This is a genomic window from Pseudomonas sp. GNP013, from assembly GCF_054343995.1.
Genome location: NZ_JBTGUT010000001.1, coordinates 762818 through 778932, shown reverse-complemented (window position 1 = coordinate 778932; position 16115 = coordinate 762818). Strand labels below are relative to the sequence as shown.

18 protein-coding genes are annotated in these 16115 nt (G+C 59.5%); 5 read left to right on the top strand and 13 right to left on the bottom strand.

Features of this window, described 5'->3' with window-relative positions:
• From ybgC to ACXX81_RS03510, 9 genes are all read right to left on the bottom strand, one after another.
• On the bottom strand, positions 1-456 hold the full coding sequence (gene ybgC, locus ACXX81_RS03550) for a tol-pal system-associated acyl-CoA thioesterase (protein ID WP_209984239.1): 456 nt from the start codon (positions 454-456) through the stop codon (positions 1-3).
• Positions 457-606: 150 nt separating this feature from the next.
• Positions 607-1665: a Holliday junction branch migration DNA helicase RuvB gene (ruvB, locus tag ACXX81_RS03545; RefSeq protein ID WP_057007167.1), complete on the bottom strand. Its 1059-nt coding sequence runs from the start codon at positions 1663-1665 to the stop codon at positions 607-609.
• Positions 1666-2277, bottom strand: a complete 612-nt coding sequence (ruvA, locus tag ACXX81_RS03540) for a Holliday junction branch migration protein RuvA (protein ID WP_046069316.1) — start codon at positions 2275-2277, stop codon at positions 1666-1668.
• Positions 2278-2340: 63 nt separating this feature from the next.
• Positions 2341-2865 (bottom strand): crossover junction endodeoxyribonuclease RuvC, encoded by a 525-nt coding sequence (gene ruvC, locus ACXX81_RS03535; RefSeq protein ID WP_322214385.1) that lies wholly within the window; start codon positions 2863-2865, stop codon positions 2341-2343.
• A 155-nt stretch (positions 2866-3020) separates the two neighbouring features.
• A complete protein-coding gene (locus ACXX81_RS03530) occupies positions 3021-3767 on the bottom strand; it encodes a YebC/PmpR family DNA-binding transcriptional regulator (RefSeq protein WP_231423798.1) in 747 nt (248 codons plus the stop codon).
• Positions 3768-3903: 136 nt separating this feature from the next.
• Positions 3904-5679 (bottom strand): aspartate--tRNA ligase, encoded by a 1776-nt coding sequence (aspS, locus tag ACXX81_RS03525; protein ID WP_209984245.1) that lies wholly within the window; start codon positions 5677-5679, stop codon positions 3904-3906.
• A 107-nt stretch (positions 5680-5786) separates the two neighbouring features.
• Positions 5787-6008: an FmdB family zinc ribbon protein gene (locus ACXX81_RS03520; RefSeq protein WP_458571216.1), complete on the bottom strand. Its 222-nt coding sequence runs from the start codon at positions 6006-6008 to the stop codon at positions 5787-5789.
• A 171-nt stretch (positions 6009-6179) separates the two neighbouring features.
• Positions 6180-6521, bottom strand: a complete 342-nt coding sequence (locus tag ACXX81_RS03515; RefSeq protein ID WP_209984248.1) for a ribbon-helix-helix domain-containing protein — start codon at positions 6519-6521, stop codon at positions 6180-6182.
• Positions 6522-6701: 180 nt separating this feature from the next.
• Positions 6702-7175: a Dps family protein gene (locus ACXX81_RS03510; protein ID WP_003193874.1), complete on the bottom strand. Its 474-nt coding sequence runs from the start codon at positions 7173-7175 to the stop codon at positions 6702-6704.
• Positions 7176-7501: 326 nt separating this feature from the next.
• On the opposite strand from ACXX81_RS03510, the gene ACXX81_RS03505 reads away from it, so the two are divergent.
• A complete protein-coding gene (locus ACXX81_RS03505) occupies positions 7502-8104 on the top strand; it encodes a cold-shock protein (protein ID WP_057007172.1) in 603 nt (200 codons plus the stop codon).
• A 72-nt stretch (positions 8105-8176) separates the two neighbouring features.
• On the opposite strand, the gene ACXX81_RS03500 is transcribed toward ACXX81_RS03505, so the two are convergent.
• Together ACXX81_RS03500 and ACXX81_RS03495 are read right to left on the bottom strand one after the other, a co-directional pair.
• Positions 8177-8383 (bottom strand): SlyX family protein, encoded by a 207-nt coding sequence (locus ACXX81_RS03500; RefSeq protein ID WP_458571215.1) that lies wholly within the window; start codon positions 8381-8383, stop codon positions 8177-8179.
• Between the two features lie 3 nt (positions 8384-8386).
• A complete protein-coding gene (locus tag ACXX81_RS03495) occupies positions 8387-8812 on the bottom strand; it encodes an HIT domain-containing protein (RefSeq protein ID WP_209984253.1) in 426 nt (141 codons plus the stop codon).
• 745 nt (positions 8813-9557) lie between these two features.
• Here ACXX81_RS03495 and ACXX81_RS03490 point away from each other — a divergent pair.
• Positions 9558-10853, top strand: coding sequence for an OprD family porin (locus ACXX81_RS03490; protein WP_209984255.1), 1296 nt, complete (start codon positions 9558-9560; stop codon positions 10851-10853).
• A 200-nt stretch (positions 10854-11053) separates the two neighbouring features.
• Here ACXX81_RS03490 and ACXX81_RS03485 read toward each other — a convergent pair whose 3' ends face one another.
• Together ACXX81_RS03485 and ACXX81_RS03480 are read right to left on the bottom strand one after the other, a co-directional pair.
• On the bottom strand, positions 11054-11896 hold the full coding sequence (locus ACXX81_RS03485) for a mechanosensitive ion channel family protein (protein WP_209984257.1): 843 nt from the start codon (positions 11894-11896) through the stop codon (positions 11054-11056).
• Between the two features lie 19 nt (positions 11897-11915).
• The gene (locus ACXX81_RS03480) at positions 11916-12401 is read right to left on the bottom strand and encodes a YajQ family cyclic di-GMP-binding protein (protein ID WP_076949757.1); all 486 of its coding nucleotides are present in this window, start codon (positions 12399-12401) and stop codon (positions 11916-11918) included.
• Positions 12402-12524: 123 nt separating this feature from the next.
• On the opposite strand from ACXX81_RS03480, the gene ACXX81_RS03475 reads away from it, so the two are divergent.
• Genes ACXX81_RS03475 through ACXX81_RS03465 form a run of 3 tightly spaced genes read left to right on the top strand, consistent with a single transcriptional unit; the run spans position 12525 to position 16106 of the window.
• Complete coding sequence (locus ACXX81_RS03475) at positions 12525-13442, top strand: putative 2-dehydropantoate 2-reductase (protein WP_458571214.1); 918 nt, start codon at positions 12525-12527, stop codon at positions 13440-13442.
• 46 nt (positions 13443-13488) lie between these two features.
• Positions 13489-15525, top strand: coding sequence for a sensor histidine kinase (locus ACXX81_RS03470; RefSeq protein WP_209984266.1), 2037 nt, complete (start codon positions 13489-13491; stop codon positions 15523-15525).
• Between the two features lie 2 nt (positions 15526-15527).
• Positions 15528-16106 (top strand): cob(I)yrinic acid a,c-diamide adenosyltransferase, encoded by a 579-nt coding sequence (locus ACXX81_RS03465; RefSeq protein WP_209984269.1) that lies wholly within the window; start codon positions 15528-15530, stop codon positions 16104-16106.
• The last annotated feature ends 9 nt before the right edge of the window (positions 16107-16115 follow it).

Below are 16115 nucleotides of genomic sequence, written 5' to 3'. Positions count from 1 at the left end.
CTAAATCTCCTGCTCTGATTGTTTACCCGCGCCGCTCACGGCGGCAAAGGCCGCACGTAGAGTTTCGGGAATGGCCCGAGGTTTCAAACTATTGGTGCGCACACACGCCACCAGAAACTGCCCCTCACAGAGCAGCGTTGCATCCGTTGCCCGCCTGACCTGCTGTTTGAAACGCAGGCTGACACGGTTCAATTCGATTACTTCAGCGCTGACCAGCAACTCGTCGTCCAGGCGCGCAGGTGAGTGGTAGCGCGCCTCACTGGAATGCACGACGAATAACAGGTCCTCCCCTGCCAGCGTGGATTGGGCAAAGCCCAGCTCCCTTAGCCGCTCGGTTCGAGCCCGTTCCATGAACTTGAGGTAATTGACGTAATACACGATGCCGCCGGCATCGGTGTCCTCGTAATAAACGCGACAGCGATGTACGAACGACTGATCCACGTTTTGCGCGCGCATACTCTAGTGCTTACTCCTCAGGTTGCCAATCCGGCCCGCCACTGTTTTTTCATTCCCGTTCTTCATCCTGAAGAATATTTACAACGACTGAATGACGACGCCAGACACTGGGACAGCACAAACCTCAGATAAATCGCGCGGCGCAAGCTTTTAATCGTCCACTGCATCGAGGAATTCGTCTACCACGGGCATCTCTCCCAATCGTGACGGAATATTTAACCCGAAGTGCAAATAAGCATGACGCGTCACCACTCGCCCCCTCGGCGTGCGCATGATGTAGCCCTGCTGGATCAGGTACGGCTCCAGCACATCCTCGATGGTATGGCGCTCTTCGCTGATGGCGGCGGCAAGGCTGTCGACCCCTACCGGGCCACCGTCGAACTTCTCGATCATGGTCAGGAGCAGGCGTCGATCCTGGTGATCGAAGCCATGCTCGTCCACATCCAGCAGGTTCAGCGCCAGGTCCGCCACGGCTTTGGTGATATGCCCCTTGGCGCGCACCTCGGCAAAGTCGCGTACGCGGCGCAGCAGACGGTTGGCGATACGTGGCGTGCCGCGAGCCCGACGGGCGATTTCAAAGGCACCTTCAGGGTCCAGCGGCAGGCCGAGAATACCTGCCGACCGTATGACAATGGTCGCCAGGTCCGCCGTGCTGTAGAACTCCAGACGCTGAACGATACCGAAACGGTCGCGCAGCGGGTTGGTCAGCATGCCTGCACGGGTGGTCGCACCCACCAGGGTAAAGGGCGGCAGGTCGAGCTTGATCGAACGGGCAGCCGGCCCCTCGCCGATCATGATGTCGAGCTGGAAGTCTTCCATGGCCGGGTACAGCACTTCCTCGACAATCGGCGACAACCGATGAATCTCGTCGATAAACAGCACGTCATGCGGTTCAAGGTTGGTCAGCAGCGCCGCGAGGTCGCCGGGACGCTCAAGCACCGGGCCCGAGGTGGACTTGATCGACACGCCCATTTCATTGGCGATGATCATGGCCAGGGTGGTTTTACCCAGCCCCGGCGGACCGAAGATCAGGGTGTGGTCCAGGGACTCGCTGCGCCCGCGCGCGGCCTGGATGAACAGCTCCATCTGCTCGCGCACGGTAGGCTGGCCGATGTAGTCGGCCAGACTCAGCGGGCGGATGGCGCGGTCCTGGACTTCTTCACGGTCGCGCGGGCCGGTGGCCGCAATCAGACGATCAGCTTCAATCACTTAAATCATTCCCTTCAGGGCTCGGCGGATCATGTCTTCGCTGCTCAGGTTCTTGTCCTTGATGGCCGATACCGCCTTGCTGGCCTCCTGCGGCTTGTAGCCCAGGGAAATCAGCGCACTGACCGCATCACTTTCGGCGCTGGCGACCTGCCCCGCCGGCATGTCCGGCTGGTTCGGCACCAGCGCGAACATGTTCGGTACGACTTCCCAGGCCTTGAAGCGGTCCTTGAGTTCCACCAGCAGGCGCTCGGCGGTCTTCTTGCCCACCCCCGGCACCTTGGTCAGCGCCGAGGTGTCCTGGGCCGACACCGCCCGCACCAGCTCATCCACTTCCAGGCTCGACATCAACGCCAGCGCCAGTTTCGGCCCTACGCCATTCAAGCGAATCAGTTCGCGGAAAAAATCGCGGTCGCGCTTGCCGATGAAACCATAGAGCAATTGCGCGTCTTCGCGCACCACCAGATGAGTGTGCAGCGTAATCGGCTCACCGACCGACGGTAGGCGGTACAAGGTGGTCATGGGCACTTCAAGCTCATACCCAAGCCCGTTTACATCCAGAATCAGGTGCGGCGGCTGTTTCTCAGCCAGGGTGCCGCGCAGGCGTCCAATCACGGTTCGGATCCTTAAAAAGCATAGGGCCAGATCGACGCCTGACCGGAAATAACGCTGATGCTATCAGAGACGCAGGCGCCCGCCACGACTACGTGCCGTGCCAAGCCCGTGGGGCAGCAGACTGGATCGGGTGTGCGCATGGCAAATGGCAATGGCCAGCGCGTCGGAGGCGTCGATCTGCGGTTTGGCGGTGAGTTTGAGCATATGCATGACCATCATCTGCACCTGCTCTTTATTCGCCCCACCCGTGCCAACCACGGCCTGTTTGACCTGGGTCGCGGTGTATTCGGCGATCTCCATGCCCTCCTCGGCACCCGCCACAATGGCAGCCCCCCGGGCCTGGCCGAGCTTGAGCGCGGAGTCGGCGTTCTTGGCCATGAATACTTTTTCGATGCCCATGGTAACCGGGCCATAGGTCTGGATCACTTCACGCACGCCGCGATAGACAATGTGCAGACGCTCAGCCAGCTCGCCCGCCCCGGTGCGGATGCAGCCCGAGGCCACATAGACGCAGCCACGCGGGGTGTGTTGCACCACGCCAAAACCGGTGATGCGCGAACCGGGGTCGATACCAAGGATTAAAGTCATAGCGCCTGCGGGTTGGATAAACACATTTTTTGATACACCAGGTTCAACTGTGGGAGGGGGCTTGCTCCCGATGGCGGTGAGTCAGTTATCTATTACGCGACTGAACCACCGCTATCGGGAGCAAGCCCCCCCCACATTTGAACCTGCGTCGTCCTTCAGCCTAGTTGTTCGGCGACGGATTCAGGGATGTCAGCGTTGGAATACACGTTCTGCACATCATCCAGGTCTTCGAGCATATCCAGCATCTTCAGCACTTTTTGTGCACCGTCCAGGTCCAGCTCGGCGCTGGTGGTCGGCAGCATCACGATTTCCGCGTCGGTGCCTTTGAAGCCGGCAGCTTCCAGTGCAGTGCGCACGGCATAGAAGCTGGCGAACGAGGTGAACACGTCGATGGAACCGTCTTCGTTGGTCACCACGTCGTCGGCATCGGCCTCCATCGCCGCTTCGATCAGCGCATCTTCATCCACACCCGGCGCGAAGGATATCTGGCCCTTGCGCTCGAACAGGTAGGCCACCGAACCGTCGGTACCGAGGTTGCCCCCGCACTTGCTGAACGCATGGCGCACGGCAGCGGCGGTGCGGTTGCGGTTGTCGGTCATGCACTCGACCATCACCGCCACGCCGCCCGGGCCGTAGCCTTCGTAGGTCAGTTCGACCATGTCGTCGGTGTCGGCGGCGCCGGCACCACGGGCCACGGCGCGGTCGATGATGTCGCGGCTCATGTTGGCGCCCAGCGCCTTGTCCAGCGCCAGGCGCAGGCGCGGGTTGGAGCCCGGGTCGCCGCCACCCTGACGGGCGGCGACGGTCAGTTCACGGATCCACTTGGTGAAAATCTTGCCTTTCTTGGCATCCTGACGCTCTTTGCGGTGCTTGATGTTCGCCCACTTGGAATGGCCAGCCATAACACAACTCCAAAAATTCTCTAGAAACCTTATCAATCACGCTTGCGGCGCAATACAACCCTTGTAACGCAAAGGCGCATCCGAAGATGCGCCTTTTTTAACTGCGTAAACCTCAGTGCGCCAGCACGCAGCAGCCTTACTCAGCCTTTGGCGTCTCGCGCAGGCGAATGTGCAGTTCGCGCAGTGCCTTGGCATCCACCACACCTGGCGCCTGGGTCATGACGTCTGCAGCGCTCTGGGTTTTCGGGAAGGCGATCACTTCACGAATCGACTGAGCACCGGTCATCAGCATGACCAGACGGTCCAGACCGAAGGCCAGGCCACCGTGGGGCGGCGCGCCGTACTTGAGGGCGTCGAGCAGGAAGCCGAACTTCTCTTCCTGTTCCGCTTCGTTGATGCCCAGCAGGCGGAACACCGCTTGCTGCATCTCCTTGCGGTGGATACGGATCGAACCGCCACCCAACTCGGTGCCGTTCAATACCATGTCGTAGGCGCGGGACAAGGCGCCTGCCGGGTTGGCTTCCAGCTCGGCCGGGGAGCACTTGGGCGCGGTGAACGGGTGGTGCAAGGCGCTGAAGCTGCCGTCGTCGTTCTCTTCGAACATCGGGAAGTCAACGACCCACATCGGGGCCCATTCGCAGGTCAGCAGGTTGAGGTCGTGACCGAGCTTGATACGCAGTGCGCCCAAGGCTTCGCTGACGATCTTGGCCTTGTCGGCGCCGAAGAACACGATATCGCCGTCAACTGCACCGACGCGATCGAGGATCGCGTTCAGGTTGTCCAGCGGAATGTTCTTGACGATCGGCGATTGCAGGCCGTCAACGCCGTTGGCGCGCTCGTTGACCTTGATGTACGCCAGGCCCTTGGCACCGTAGATGCCAACGAACTTGGTGTAGTCGTCGATCTGCTTGCGCGGCATGCTCGCGCCGCCAGGCACACGCAGTGCGGCGATGCGGCATTTAGGGTCGTTGGCCGGGCCGCTGAACACCTTGAAGTCGACCTCTTTGAGCTGGTCGGCCACGTCCACCAGTTCCAGCGGGTTGCGCAGGTCCGGTTTGTCGGAACCGTAGCGGCGCATGGCTTCTTCGAAGGTCATGTGCGGGAAGTCGCCGAACTCCAGGTCCAGCACTTCCTTGAACAGGTTGCGGATCATCTGCTCGGTGAGACCCATGATCTCTTCTTCATTGAGGAAACTGGTCTCAATGTCGATCTGGGTGAATTCCGGCTGGCGGTCGGCGCGCAGGTCTTCGTCACGGAAGCACTTGGCGATCTGGTAGTAACGGTCGAAGCCGGCCACCATCAGCAATTGCTTGAACAGCTGCGGCGACTGCGGCAAGGCGAAGAACGAACCGGCGTGGGTACGGCTTGGCACCAGGTAGTCACGCGCGCCTTCCGGGGTGGCCCGGGTGAGGATCGGCGTTTCAACGTCGAGGAAGCCGTTTTCGTCGAGGAAGCGGCGGATGCTGGTGGTCATGCGCGAACGCAGACGCAGCTTCTCGGCCATCTCCGGACGACGCAGGTCGAGGAAGCGATAGCGCAGGCGGGTTTCTTCGCCCACGTCGGAGTATTCGTTCAGCGGGAACGGCGGGGTTTCCGACTCGTTCAGCACTTCGAGTTCATAGCCCAGCACTTCGATACCGCCGGACGCCATGTTCTTGTTCACGGCACCGGCCGGACGCAGGCGCACCTTGCCGGTGATCTTGACCACGTATTCGCTGCGCACGCGGTCGGCGGCAGCGAAGCTCTCGGCGCGGTCCGGGTCGAATACCACCTGGGCCAGACCATCACGATCACGGATATCGAGGAAGATCACCCCGCCGTGGTCGCGGCGACGGTGAACCCATCCGCAAAGGGTGATTTCCTGACCTTCCAGGGTCTCGTTCAGTTGGCCGCAATAGTGGCTGCGCATCATGGTCGTGGTTTCACTTCTCGTAATTCGAAATTCGGTGGAGGCCCGCCTCGTCACCGTACAGTTATGCAGGGGACGGATAATGCAGGAGCCTGCGCGTAGAGTTCAACTCAGTCTGCCTTGTCGCCGCCCGCCAGGTTCTTCTTGGCGCCGGTCTTGAAATCGGTCTCGTACCAACCATTGCCGCTGAGGCGGAAGCCTGGCATGGACATCATTTTTTTCAATTCAGGCGCCTGACAGGCTGGGCAATCGACCAACGGCGCGGCGCGGATCTTTTGAATGGCTTCCAATTGATGACCACAGGAAGCGCATTGATAGTCGTACATGGGCATTGAGATGTCTCGGCGATCAAAACCTGCTGCGCCACGCCCTGCCGTTGTGCATAAAGCCCCGGCATGCGCAGCAAAGCGCGGGATTATATCTGGTAAATCGAGGCAGCGCAGCCGGCTTTCTGCCCAGGGCCGACCAGCCTGGGTGGCAGGCCGGCCCGAAGCACCAACGAACTAACCTGGGCAGGAGGGGGTGACGCAGCCGTTCAATACATGCACTACGCACACCACCCTCACCAGCCCGCTGAAGTTCTTCACGCCGCCGTAGCGCAAATGCACTTCCCGATCGACATAGGACAACAGCGCACTGACCGAGCAGGTATTGATCCTGGCAATTTCCGTGAGGATATTCCAATAGATCTGTTCGAGCCGCAGGCAGGTGGAAAACCCATTGAGCCTGACTGACCGGGACAGTGGCTTGGCCAGCCCCATATCGAACCCTTTTGCAAACGGGTCGACCTTTATCTTATGAAAACCAGCGGTTTCCATTACTCCATTACCGACTCCACGTGACATACACCTGACACTCCATTGCCAAACAGCAGCCCATGGGACTTCCCATTGGGCAATGGCTCTATAAAACAGCAGGGCGCGGCAGGCAGCCAGAAGACGGGGAGTAGATGGACGTAGGACAACGCCAGGAAGTGCGCGGAAACACGCAGGCGGCGCCAGCACGGCGCCACCGGTGTACGACGTTTACTGATTTTCGAGCAGGGAGCGCAGCATCCACGCCGTTTTCTCGTGCACCTGCATGCGCTGGGTCAACAGGTCTGCCGTCGGCTCATCGCTGACTTTGTCGAGCAACGGGAAGATGCCACGAGCGGTACGCGTGACGGCTTCCTGGCCGGCCACCAGCTGTTTGATCATCTCTTCGGCGCTGGGCACACCCTCTTCTTCCTTGATCGAGGACAGGCGGGCATAAATCGAGTAGGCACCCGGTGCAGGGAACCCCAAGGCACGGATACGCTCGGCAATGGAGTCCACCGCCAGCGCCAGCTCGTTGTACTGCTCCTCAAACATCAAGTGCAGCGTGCGAAACATGGGGCCGGTGACGTTCCAATGGAAATTGTGGGTCTTCAGATACAGTACGTAGGTATCGGACAGCAACCGTGAAAGTCCGTCGACGATGGATTTACGATCTTCTTCACTGATACCAATATCGATTGCCATGTGTTTCCCCTTCAATTGATGAGTATTCATTGATCAAATGAACGGCCACTCTAGCAAGAAATGCCTGAACGCCGCTCGAAAAGCCTGCATCCGTCTAGGACAAGCGTTTGAAGCAGAAATGCCGCGCTCCGCACAAGTCCCCACCATGCTTGATTTGAGTAGGCACAGCCTTTGCTGTTAAATAGGTGCCGTGTGGCTGCCGTTTATCTGTGCGGCACGTCACATAGGCTGATCCCCGCGCACGTGCCCAACGCCTCCCATTGTTCAGAAGCGAACCGTGCCAGTCAGCTCTTCCTCGTGATCCGTCTTAAAGTGAGTTAATCAAAATGTTGAAAATCGTCCACCTGCTAACGGGCGTTGCGGCTTTGCTGCTGTCCTTTATCCCGAGCCTGCAGCCTGAAAGCCTGCCCTACCTGCAACAACATGATGCTCTGTACCTGGCCTTGTTCGGCCTGCTGAACCTGACGCTCGCACCGGTAATCCCTTACTGGAACAAAGGCACGCGTCATCAACTGCAAAACCTGGTCAGCGCGCTGCTGGTACTGGCCGTTGTCGTGCAAACTCTCACCCTCCTGGCACCCATGCCTGAAGTCGGCGGTCACCCGGCCATTCTGCTCAGCCTGGTTATTGCTGTGGTCGCCATCGTTCTTCACCTGGCCATCAGCTTCTACCGTTCGTCCCCAGCGGCCGCGTCGCAAAATTACGACATGACCAACCGGGATACCGGGACCGTCAAGTGGTTCAATACCTCCAAGGGCTTCGGCTTTATTTCCCGCGATTCGGGCGATGATATCTTCGTCCACTTCCGGGCCATCCGCGGCGAAGGCCATCGCGTTCTGGTCGAAGGCCAGCGTGTGGAGTTCTCGGTAATGAACCGCGACAAAGGCCTGCAAGCCGAAGATGTGATCGCCGCGCTGCCGCGTCGCTGATTCACACACCTTCGCAGCAAAAAAAACCGCGATCCGGCATTGGCCGGGTCGCGGTTTTTTATTGCACGCCCATTAATAGTGAGGCGGCGGCGCTTCTTCTTCGGATGACTCGAACTGGCCCCCCATTTCTTCCTGGCGCTTGAGCAGGGCAGCGATCTGCAGTTGCAAGCGATCGACGGCGCGCTGCTGGGTGACCAGGATATCGTTGAGGGTTTCGATGGTGTCGTCCTGGAAGGCCAGGCGGCTTTCCAGGTCGGTGACGCGGTCTTGCAGGTCCATGATTCAGTCCTGGGTGAAGATGAAGTCGGCAGGCAGCAGGCCACGCAATTGCGCACGAATGGCCGTCACTTGCTCAGGCGTGTAGGGACGGGCCGGATGTTTGCCCCAAACCGGCGCGGGCCAGGCGGCGTCATCACGCTTGCGCACGATGACGTGCACATGCAACTGGCTGACGACATTACCCAATGCGCCAATGTTCATCTTGTCGGCGCCAAGGCCCTCGTTCAGCAAGTGCGCCAGGGTTGTGGTTTCCTGCCACAGCACCTGCTGGTCCGCGACATTCAGCTGAAACACTTCACTGATACCGTCGATACGCGGTACCAGGATGAACCAGGGATAATTCGAGTCATTGGACAGCAGCAGCCGGCACAGCGGGAAATCCCCGAGGGTCAGCGTGTCTTGTTGCAGGCGTTGATCCAGTGCGAACACCGCGGGCACTCCATTGAACAGGTCAGGTTTTGCGCCCCAGCATACCTTCGATTGCGCAAGGCTTCACGGCGAATGCAGGAAGGCGGCGGCGCAGGACGATAAAAACCTGCACCCTTTCGAGGCAAGCACGTGTGGGGGCTACGCAGGAACGGGCCTGGACAGGACGCACCAAAATGATCCGCCCGTGCTTCAAAGCGATTCGCCGAGTACCCACTCGTTGGGGTGAACCGGTAACGTTTTGCCACGGCGCGGGTTTCGTGTAACGCAAGGCACGGGCAAGCGGTGTGCATTCAGCACAGGCCAAACCGCCCAGAAAGCCCGCCTTTATGCAGCATTTACAGGCTTTTCACGTTTTTCACGAAAAAATGACATTCGATTACCGGTTTGTGCACGCTTGTTGCAAGCTTCCTCCTATCGTCGGCAACGGCACCCGTGGATGCAGGTGTTTCGCGATAAGAACAGCAGCGATTCAATGCGCATCAGGGAAGCGTTCAAACTTTGAAACCGGTTTGAAGGAAGACAGTATTGGAGTTGTCAGCCCGGTTACAGTTGGGCTGTGAATTTGCGACAGGGAGCTAGCGATTTACGACAGCCTCGTAAAGAAGCTGAAAGGAAAGTTGGGTAAGTATCGTCAATAGGGTCTGCGTGATATAACTTTGCGCCGACACAAAAAAGAAAGAGCCGCCCAGATAAAAATACAGGTGGGACGGCAGTACTCTTCCTAAAACCAAAGGAGCAAATCACGATGCGCGTGATGAAGTGGAGCATGATCGCCCTCGCTGTTTCAGCAGGCACCTCGCAGTTCGCAATGGCGTCCGCCCAGGACGATTCCAAGGGCTTTATTGAAGACAGTACAGCCAGCATCCTGACTCGTACGCTGTACTTCAGCCGTGATTTCCGTAACAACGATACCGGCCAAAGCCGTCGTGAAGAAACCGGCCTGGGCTTCCACGGCCTGTTCAGCTCGGGTTACACCCAAGGCACCGTCGGTGTTGGTGTAGACGTGATTGGCTTGATGGGTCTGAAGCTCGATAGCGGCAAGGGCCGCGCCAACACCGGCATGTTCCCTAACGGCTCCGATGGCCGTGCGCAGGATGAGTTCTCCAAAGCCGGCGCTGCGGTTAAATTCCGCATTTCCAACACCGTGCTCAAAGTGGGCGATCAATACACCACCGCGCCTGTATTCGCCTCCGATGATAGTCGTCTGCTGCCGGAACTGCCGCAAGGCATCTCCATCACCAGCAACGAAATCAAGGACCTGAAGCTGGAAGCCGGTCACTTCACCTCGATCGTTGCCCAGGACCAGACCTACAAGGACAGTATCTCCAGCGCCGAGCCTGGCTCGAGCCGCGGCCTGCGCGACGCCAACTTCGTCGGCGGCGTGTACTCCTGGACGCCTGAAGTCACCACCAGCCTCTACTACTCTAAAGTGGAAGACTACTGGCGCAAGCTCTACGCCAACGTTAACTGGACCCATGCACTCAGCGATGACCAGTCCGTGGCCGTTGACTTCAACATCTACGACACCAAGAGCGAAGGCGCAGGCCTGGTACGTGCTGACAAAGACGGCACCACCAAGCTCGACAACCGCGCGTTCAGCTTGCAAGGCGCGTACACCATTGGCGCTCACACCTTCACCCTGGCAGCGCAGAAAGTCAGCGGCGACGGCCAATATGGCTACGGCGTAGACGGCGGCGGCACAATTTTCCTGGCCAACTCCATTGCCCGTTCCGACTTCAACGCTGAAGACGAACGTTCCTTCCAGGCCCGCTACGACCTCAACATGGCGACCTTTGGCATCCCAGGCCTGAGCTTCATGACACGCTACGTAACAGGTAGTGGTGCCAACACCAACCTCACCAACAACGGTAAGGAGTGGGAACGCGATATCGAAGCCAAATACGTAGTTCAGAACGGTCCAGCCAAAAACCTGAGCCTGCGTCTACGTCAAGCGACCTATCGCTCCTCTGATAACGTTTATGGTTCGCCATCGCTCGACGAACTGCGTCTGATCGCGCAATACCCGTTGAACATTCTGTAATTAGCCGCTTAATTACAGCGATGGTTTAAGGCTTGGGCCTTAAACAAAAAGCCGCTCCCCTGTTTCAGGAGAGCGGCTTTTTTATTGCAATACTATTTCAGCAAAACTAACTAGCAAGCTAAGTAACTATGTTCACGGGCTATATTCATTCTTCACATTTAACCTGACCTATCGGCCAAGTTAAACGCGACACTTCTCTGTTACTTCGTCGGTGCTTCCTGCATGACACGAATAACCCGCTGTGGAAACGGAATATCAATCCCCGCCGCTTTCAACCGGTCGCGCGCCAGTTCATTGAACATGAACACCACGTCCCAATAATCCGGCGTATTGGTCCAGCAGCGCAGTGAAACCGTGATGGAACTGTCACCCAGCGTCGAAACCACCGCCGCCGGTGCAGGGTCAGCTAAGACACGCGGATCCTTTGCCAGCTCCAACAGCACTTCACGGGCTTTCTGCAGGTCGGCCTCGTAGTCCACACCCACGTCAAACACCACCTTGCGGGTCGGCTGGCGGTTGGTGTTGGTAATGATGCCGTTGGACAGAATGCCATTGGGCACGATCACGGTCTTGTTGTCGCCGGTGCGCAGCACGGTGTGGAAGATCTGGATGCTGTCGACCGTGCCGGAGGTGCCCTGAGCTTCGATCCAGTCGCCGATGCGAAACGGACGGAACAGGAGAATCAGCACACCACCGGCAAAGTTGGCCAGGCTGCCCTGCAAGGCCAGGCCAATGGCCAGAGTTGCGGCACCGATCGCAGCGACGAACGAGGTGGTCGCGACGCCGATCATCGAAGCCACGCTAACCACCAGCATCACTTTCAATGCAATGTTCGCAAGGCTGGTGATGAAGTGCTGCAGCGCCAGGTCCGCTTTACGCAGGGCCAGCAAACGCCCGACGCGATTGGTAAAGACATTGATCAGCCACCAGCCGATGGCCAGCGTAATCACGGCCAGCAACACTCGGCTGCCGTATTCCATGATCATCGGGATCCAGGACTGCGAGGTCTTGATCAAGTGATCCATTTCAGCATTCAAATCCATCTATCTTCTCCTCTTGCAATCAGTCGCGGAAGTTATTGAACTGCAGCGGCATGTCGAACGTCTTGGCGCGCAGGGCCGCGATGGCCTCTTGCAGGTCGTCACGTTTCTTGCCGGTGATCCGCACCTGCTCACCCTGAATGGCGGCCTGCACCTTGAGCTTGGCATCCTTGATGTGGGCGACGATTTTCTTCGCCAGCTCCTTGTCGATGCCTTCCTTGAGTACGGCTTCCTGTTTCATCAGCTTGCCGGAGGCGTAGGCGTCCTTGATTTCAAGGCACTGTGCGTCGATCTTGCGTTTGACCAGCGACAGCTTGAGGATCTCGATCATCGCTTCCAGCTGGAAATCGGCTTCAGCGGTCAGGTTGACGGTCAATTCCTTTTCCTTGAACTCGAAGCTGCCCTTGCCTTTCAGGTCATAGCGGCGGTCCAGTTCCTTGACGGCGTTCTCGACGGCGTTGGTGACTTCGTGTTTGTCCAGTTCGGATACCACGTCGAACGAAGGCATGTCATTTCTCCAATATAAGGGGCAGGCTCAGTAAAGATGGAGCGCGCCCGAGCTAAAATGCCGGGGCATTATAGCGATTCTTTCGTCCTGTTCATCGCAGGCGACCCAACGGAGCACAAACCGATGTCGACCACCTGGCACATTCTCGGCGCCGGCAGCCTTGGCACGCTCTGGGCCACGCGCCTGGCGCGTGCCGGCGTACCAGTGCGGTTGATTCTGCGCAATACAGAGCGGCTGGCCAGTTATCAGGCAGGACCAGGGTTGACGCTGGTCGAGCACGGTGTTGCACAGACTTATCCGGTGAGCGCCGAAACGCCCGACAGCCCAGAGCCGATTCACCGCCTGCTGGTGGCGTGCAAAGCCTACGATGCACAAGGCGCTATCGCACAATTGCAGCAGCGCCTTGCGCCGCACGCCGAGCTGATCCTGCTGCAGAACGGTCTGGGCAGTCAGGACGCGGTCGCCGCCGAGCAGCCCCACGCGCACTGTGTATTTGCTTCCAGCACCGAGGGCGCGTTTCGCGACGGCGAGTGGCGCGTGGTGTTCGCCGGGCATGGCTACACCTGGCTGGGGGACGCGTCCCGCCCGACGGCGCCGCCATGGTTGGATGATCTGCACGCCGCTGGAATCCCCCATGAATGGAGCATCGATATGCTCACGCGCCTGTGGCGAAAGCTGGCGCTCAACTGCGCAATCAACCCACTGACCGTGCTTTATCAATGCCGCAACGGCGGACTGCAGGCGCACCCGTGTGAAGTCGCGACGCTGTGCGCCGAATTGACCGAACTGCTCCAATGCTGTGGCCAGCCAGCGGCTGCGCAGAATCTTCACGATGAAGTGCAACGGGTGATCCAGGCCACTGCCGCGAATTTTTCCTCCATGTATCAGGACGTGGCCAACCGGCGCCGTACGGAAATCAGCTACCTGCTGGGGTACGCCTGCCGGGCAGCCGCCCGACACCAGTTGCCCGTGCCCCATCTGCAGGCCGTGCAGGCACGTCTGGTCGAGCAGTTGGTTGCACGCGGATTGCCCAGCGACTGAGGCACGCGCTACCCTGCCTGCCTGTCTCTAAACAGCGAACACCCTGATGCCCCTGCGCCAGCGTCTTGAAAACCTTCCGGTCGGCCAGAAACTGCTGGCCGCGCTGCTGGTGCTGCTGACCACCGTACTGCTGGTGGCCAACCTCACCTTTATCAGCGCCGCCTACTGGATTTCCCAGGAAAGCATGGCACCGCAGGCGTTACAGGCCATTGGCCGGCTGGTGTCAAACCCGGCCCTTGCCGCCGAAGCCCTCGAATCGCCGGCCAAGGCCGATGCCCTGCTCAACGAATTGACCAGTTATTCGCCACTGCGCGCCGCTGCGCTGTACGACGGCGAAGGTAATCGCCTGGCGCAGATGCAGCACGGCGACCGCCTGCACCTGCCGGACACCTATCGGCATATCGAGGCGTGGCGCGTCACCGAGTTTCGCAGCAACCAGGTCATCACCCTGCCCCGTCCCGGCCAGGCATCCGGGCATTTGCTGCTGGTGGCCAGCAGCGAGCTGCCTGTGGCGTTTTACACCGGCACGCTCACCGCCAGCCTTGGCATCCTGATTTTCAGCGTGCTGTTGTGGTTGGTGATTGCCCGCCAGATCAAGCGGCTGATCACCCGGCCCATCTACGAATTGGAAGAGCTTTCGCGCCAGGTGACACGCGAAGAGAACTACGCCCTGCGCGCCGGGCGCGGCAACCACGACGAAATTGGCAGCCTGGCGGAAGCCTTCAACACCATGCTGTCGCGCATTGAAGCGCGCGAGCAGCAGCTCAAGCGCGCCCGGGACGACTCCCAGGCGGCCTATGACCAAGCTCAAGGCCTGGCCGAAGAAACGCGCCACACCAACCGCAAACTCGAACTGGAAGTGCAGGTTCGCAGCAAGATCGAGAAAAAACTCACCGGTTTCCAGAACTATCTCAACAGCATTATCGACTCGATGCCCTCGGCGCTGATTGCGCTGGATGAGCAGCTGTATGTCACCCAGTGGAACCAGGAGGCCAGCGCGCTTTCCGGTACACGCCTGGATGAAGCGCTGAACCAGCCGATCTTCCTCGCGTTCCAGCCGCTCAAGCCGTTTCTGCCGCAGATCAAGGCCACGATCGAGCAGCATGTGGTGGAACGCATCGAACGCGTCACCTGGATCAAGGATGACGAGCCCAGGCATTACGCCCTGACCTTCTACCCGCTGACGGGCGGCGCGGGGCGCGGCGTGGTGATCCGCATCGACGACATCACCCAGCGCCTGTCTCTGGAAGAAATGATGGTGCAGTCGGAAAAAATGCTGTCCGTCGGGGGGCTCGCGGCCGGCATGGCCCACGAGATCAACAACCCGCTGGGCGCGATCCTGCACAACGTGCAGAACATCCGCCGTCGGCTGTCGGCCGATTTGCCGAAAAACCTGGAATACGCCGAACAGGCCGGCATCGAGCTGGCAACGGTCAACCGCTACCTCGAAGGCCGCGAAGTGCCGCAACTGCTTGACGGCATCCAGCAAGCCGGGGCGCGGGCGGCGAAGATCGTTACCCATATGCTCAGCTTCAGCCGCCGCAGCAACCGGCAAATGGCACCCTGCGACTTGCCCGCGCTGATCGATCAAGCCGTGGAAATCGCCGGCAATGATTTTGACCTGACCATCGGCTTCGACTTCAAGGGGCAGGCGATCATTCGCCAATTCGACCCGCAGTTGGGCCCGGTGCCCGGCACCGCCAACGAACTGGAACAAGTGCTGCTCAACCTGTTGAAAAATGCCGCCCAGGCCATCCACCTGCGCGAGGACGACAGCGAGCCCGGACGGATCATCCTGCGCACCCGACTCAATCCGCCATGGGCCGAAATCCAGGTGGAAGATAACGGCATTGGCATGAGCGAAAGCGTGCGCAAGCGCACCTTCGAGCCGTTCTTCACCACCAAGGAAATCGGCCAGGGCACCGGGCTTGGGCTGTCGGTGTCGTATTTCATCATCACCAACAACCACAAGGGCCAGATGGAAGTGCATTCCACCCTGGGCCAGGGCACCTGCTTTACCTTGCGCCTGCCTTTGGCCGGCAGCCAATTGTCCCCCACTGCACTTACCCAACTGGAGCAATGACCATGGGCTTTCGCTTGTCGAAGATCTACACCCGTACTGGTGATCAGGGCGAAACCGGCCTCGGCGACGGCCGCCGTGTGCCCAAGGACCATCCGCGCGTGGAGGCCATTGGTGAAGTCGATACACTCAATAGCCAGTTGGGCCTGCTGCTGGCCAATCTTGAAGAGCAGAGCGGCAAGCACCCTGAACTCAGGGACGTGATTGAAGTGCTGACGCCTTGCCAGCATCGCTTGTTCGACCTCGGCGGTGAGCTGGCCATGCCGGTGTACAAAGCATTGAATGCGGCCGAGGTGGACCGGCTGGAAGCGGCGATTGATCGCTGGAACGAAGAAGTCGGGCCGCTGGAAAACTTCATCCTGCCCGGAGGCTCAGCCTTGATTGCCCAGGCACACGTATGCCGCAGCCTGGCACGCAGCGCGGAGCGTCGGTGTCAGCACCTGAACGCGGTGGAACCGCTGGAGGGGGTCGGGCTTGCGTATATCAATCGGTTGTCGGATCTGCTGTTTGTGGCGGCGCGGGTCATTGCCAGGCGCCAGGCAGTGGCGGAGGTGCTGTGGCAGGCGGCGGCCAAGCCGCACTGATTATGCAGT

Bases quoted from the DNA above. Each gene is read 5' to 3' on its own strand.
- ybgC (WP_209984239.1), bottom strand. From the start codon at position 456: ATGCGCGCGCAAAACGTGGATCAGTCGTTCGTACATCGCTGTCGCGTT.
- ruvC (WP_322214385.1), bottom strand. From the start codon at position 2,865: ATGACTTTAATCCTTGGTATCGACCCCGGTTCGCGCATCACCGGTTTT.
- ACXX81_RS03530 (WP_231423798.1), bottom strand. From the start codon at position 3,767: ATGGCTGGCCATTCCAAGTGGGCGAACATCAAGCACCGCAAAGAGCGT.
- aspS (WP_209984245.1), bottom strand. From the start codon at position 5,679: ATGATGCGCAGCCACTATTGCGGCCAACTGAACGAGACCCTGGAAGGT.
- ACXX81_RS03520 (WP_458571216.1), bottom strand. From the start codon at position 6,008: ATGCCCATGTACGACTATCAATGCGCTTCCTGTGGTCATCAATTGGAA.
- ACXX81_RS03515 (WP_209984248.1), bottom strand. From the start codon at position 6,521: ATGTCACGTGGAGTCGGTAATGGAGTAATGGAAACCGCTGGTTTTCAT.
- ACXX81_RS03510 (WP_003193874.1), bottom strand. From the start codon at position 7,175: ATGGCAATCGATATTGGTATCAGTGAAGAAGATCGTAAATCCATCGTC.
- ACXX81_RS03505 (WP_057007172.1), top strand. From the start codon at position 7,502: ATGTTGAAAATCGTCCACCTGCTAACGGGCGTTGCGGCTTTGCTGCTG.
- ACXX81_RS03500 (WP_458571215.1), bottom strand. From the start codon at position 8,383: ATGGACCTGCAAGACCGCGTCACCGACCTGGAAAGCCGCCTGGCCTTC.
- ACXX81_RS03490 (WP_209984255.1), top strand. From the start codon at position 9,558: ATGCGCGTGATGAAGTGGAGCATGATCGCCCTCGCTGTTTCAGCAGGC.
- ACXX81_RS03485 (WP_209984257.1), bottom strand. From the start codon at position 11,896: ATGGATTTGAATGCTGAAATGGATCACTTGATCAAGACCTCGCAGTCC.
- ACXX81_RS03480 (WP_076949757.1), bottom strand. From the start codon at position 12,401: ATGCCTTCGTTCGACGTGGTATCCGAACTGGACAAACACGAAGTCACC.
- ACXX81_RS03475 (WP_458571214.1), top strand. From the start codon at position 12,525: ATGTCGACCACCTGGCACATTCTCGGCGCCGGCAGCCTTGGCACGCTC.
- ACXX81_RS03470 (WP_209984266.1), top strand. From the start codon at position 13,489: ATGCCCCTGCGCCAGCGTCTTGAAAACCTTCCGGTCGGCCAGAAACTG.
- ACXX81_RS03465 (WP_209984269.1), top strand. From the start codon at position 15,528: ATGGGCTTTCGCTTGTCGAAGATCTACACCCGTACTGGTGATCAGGGC.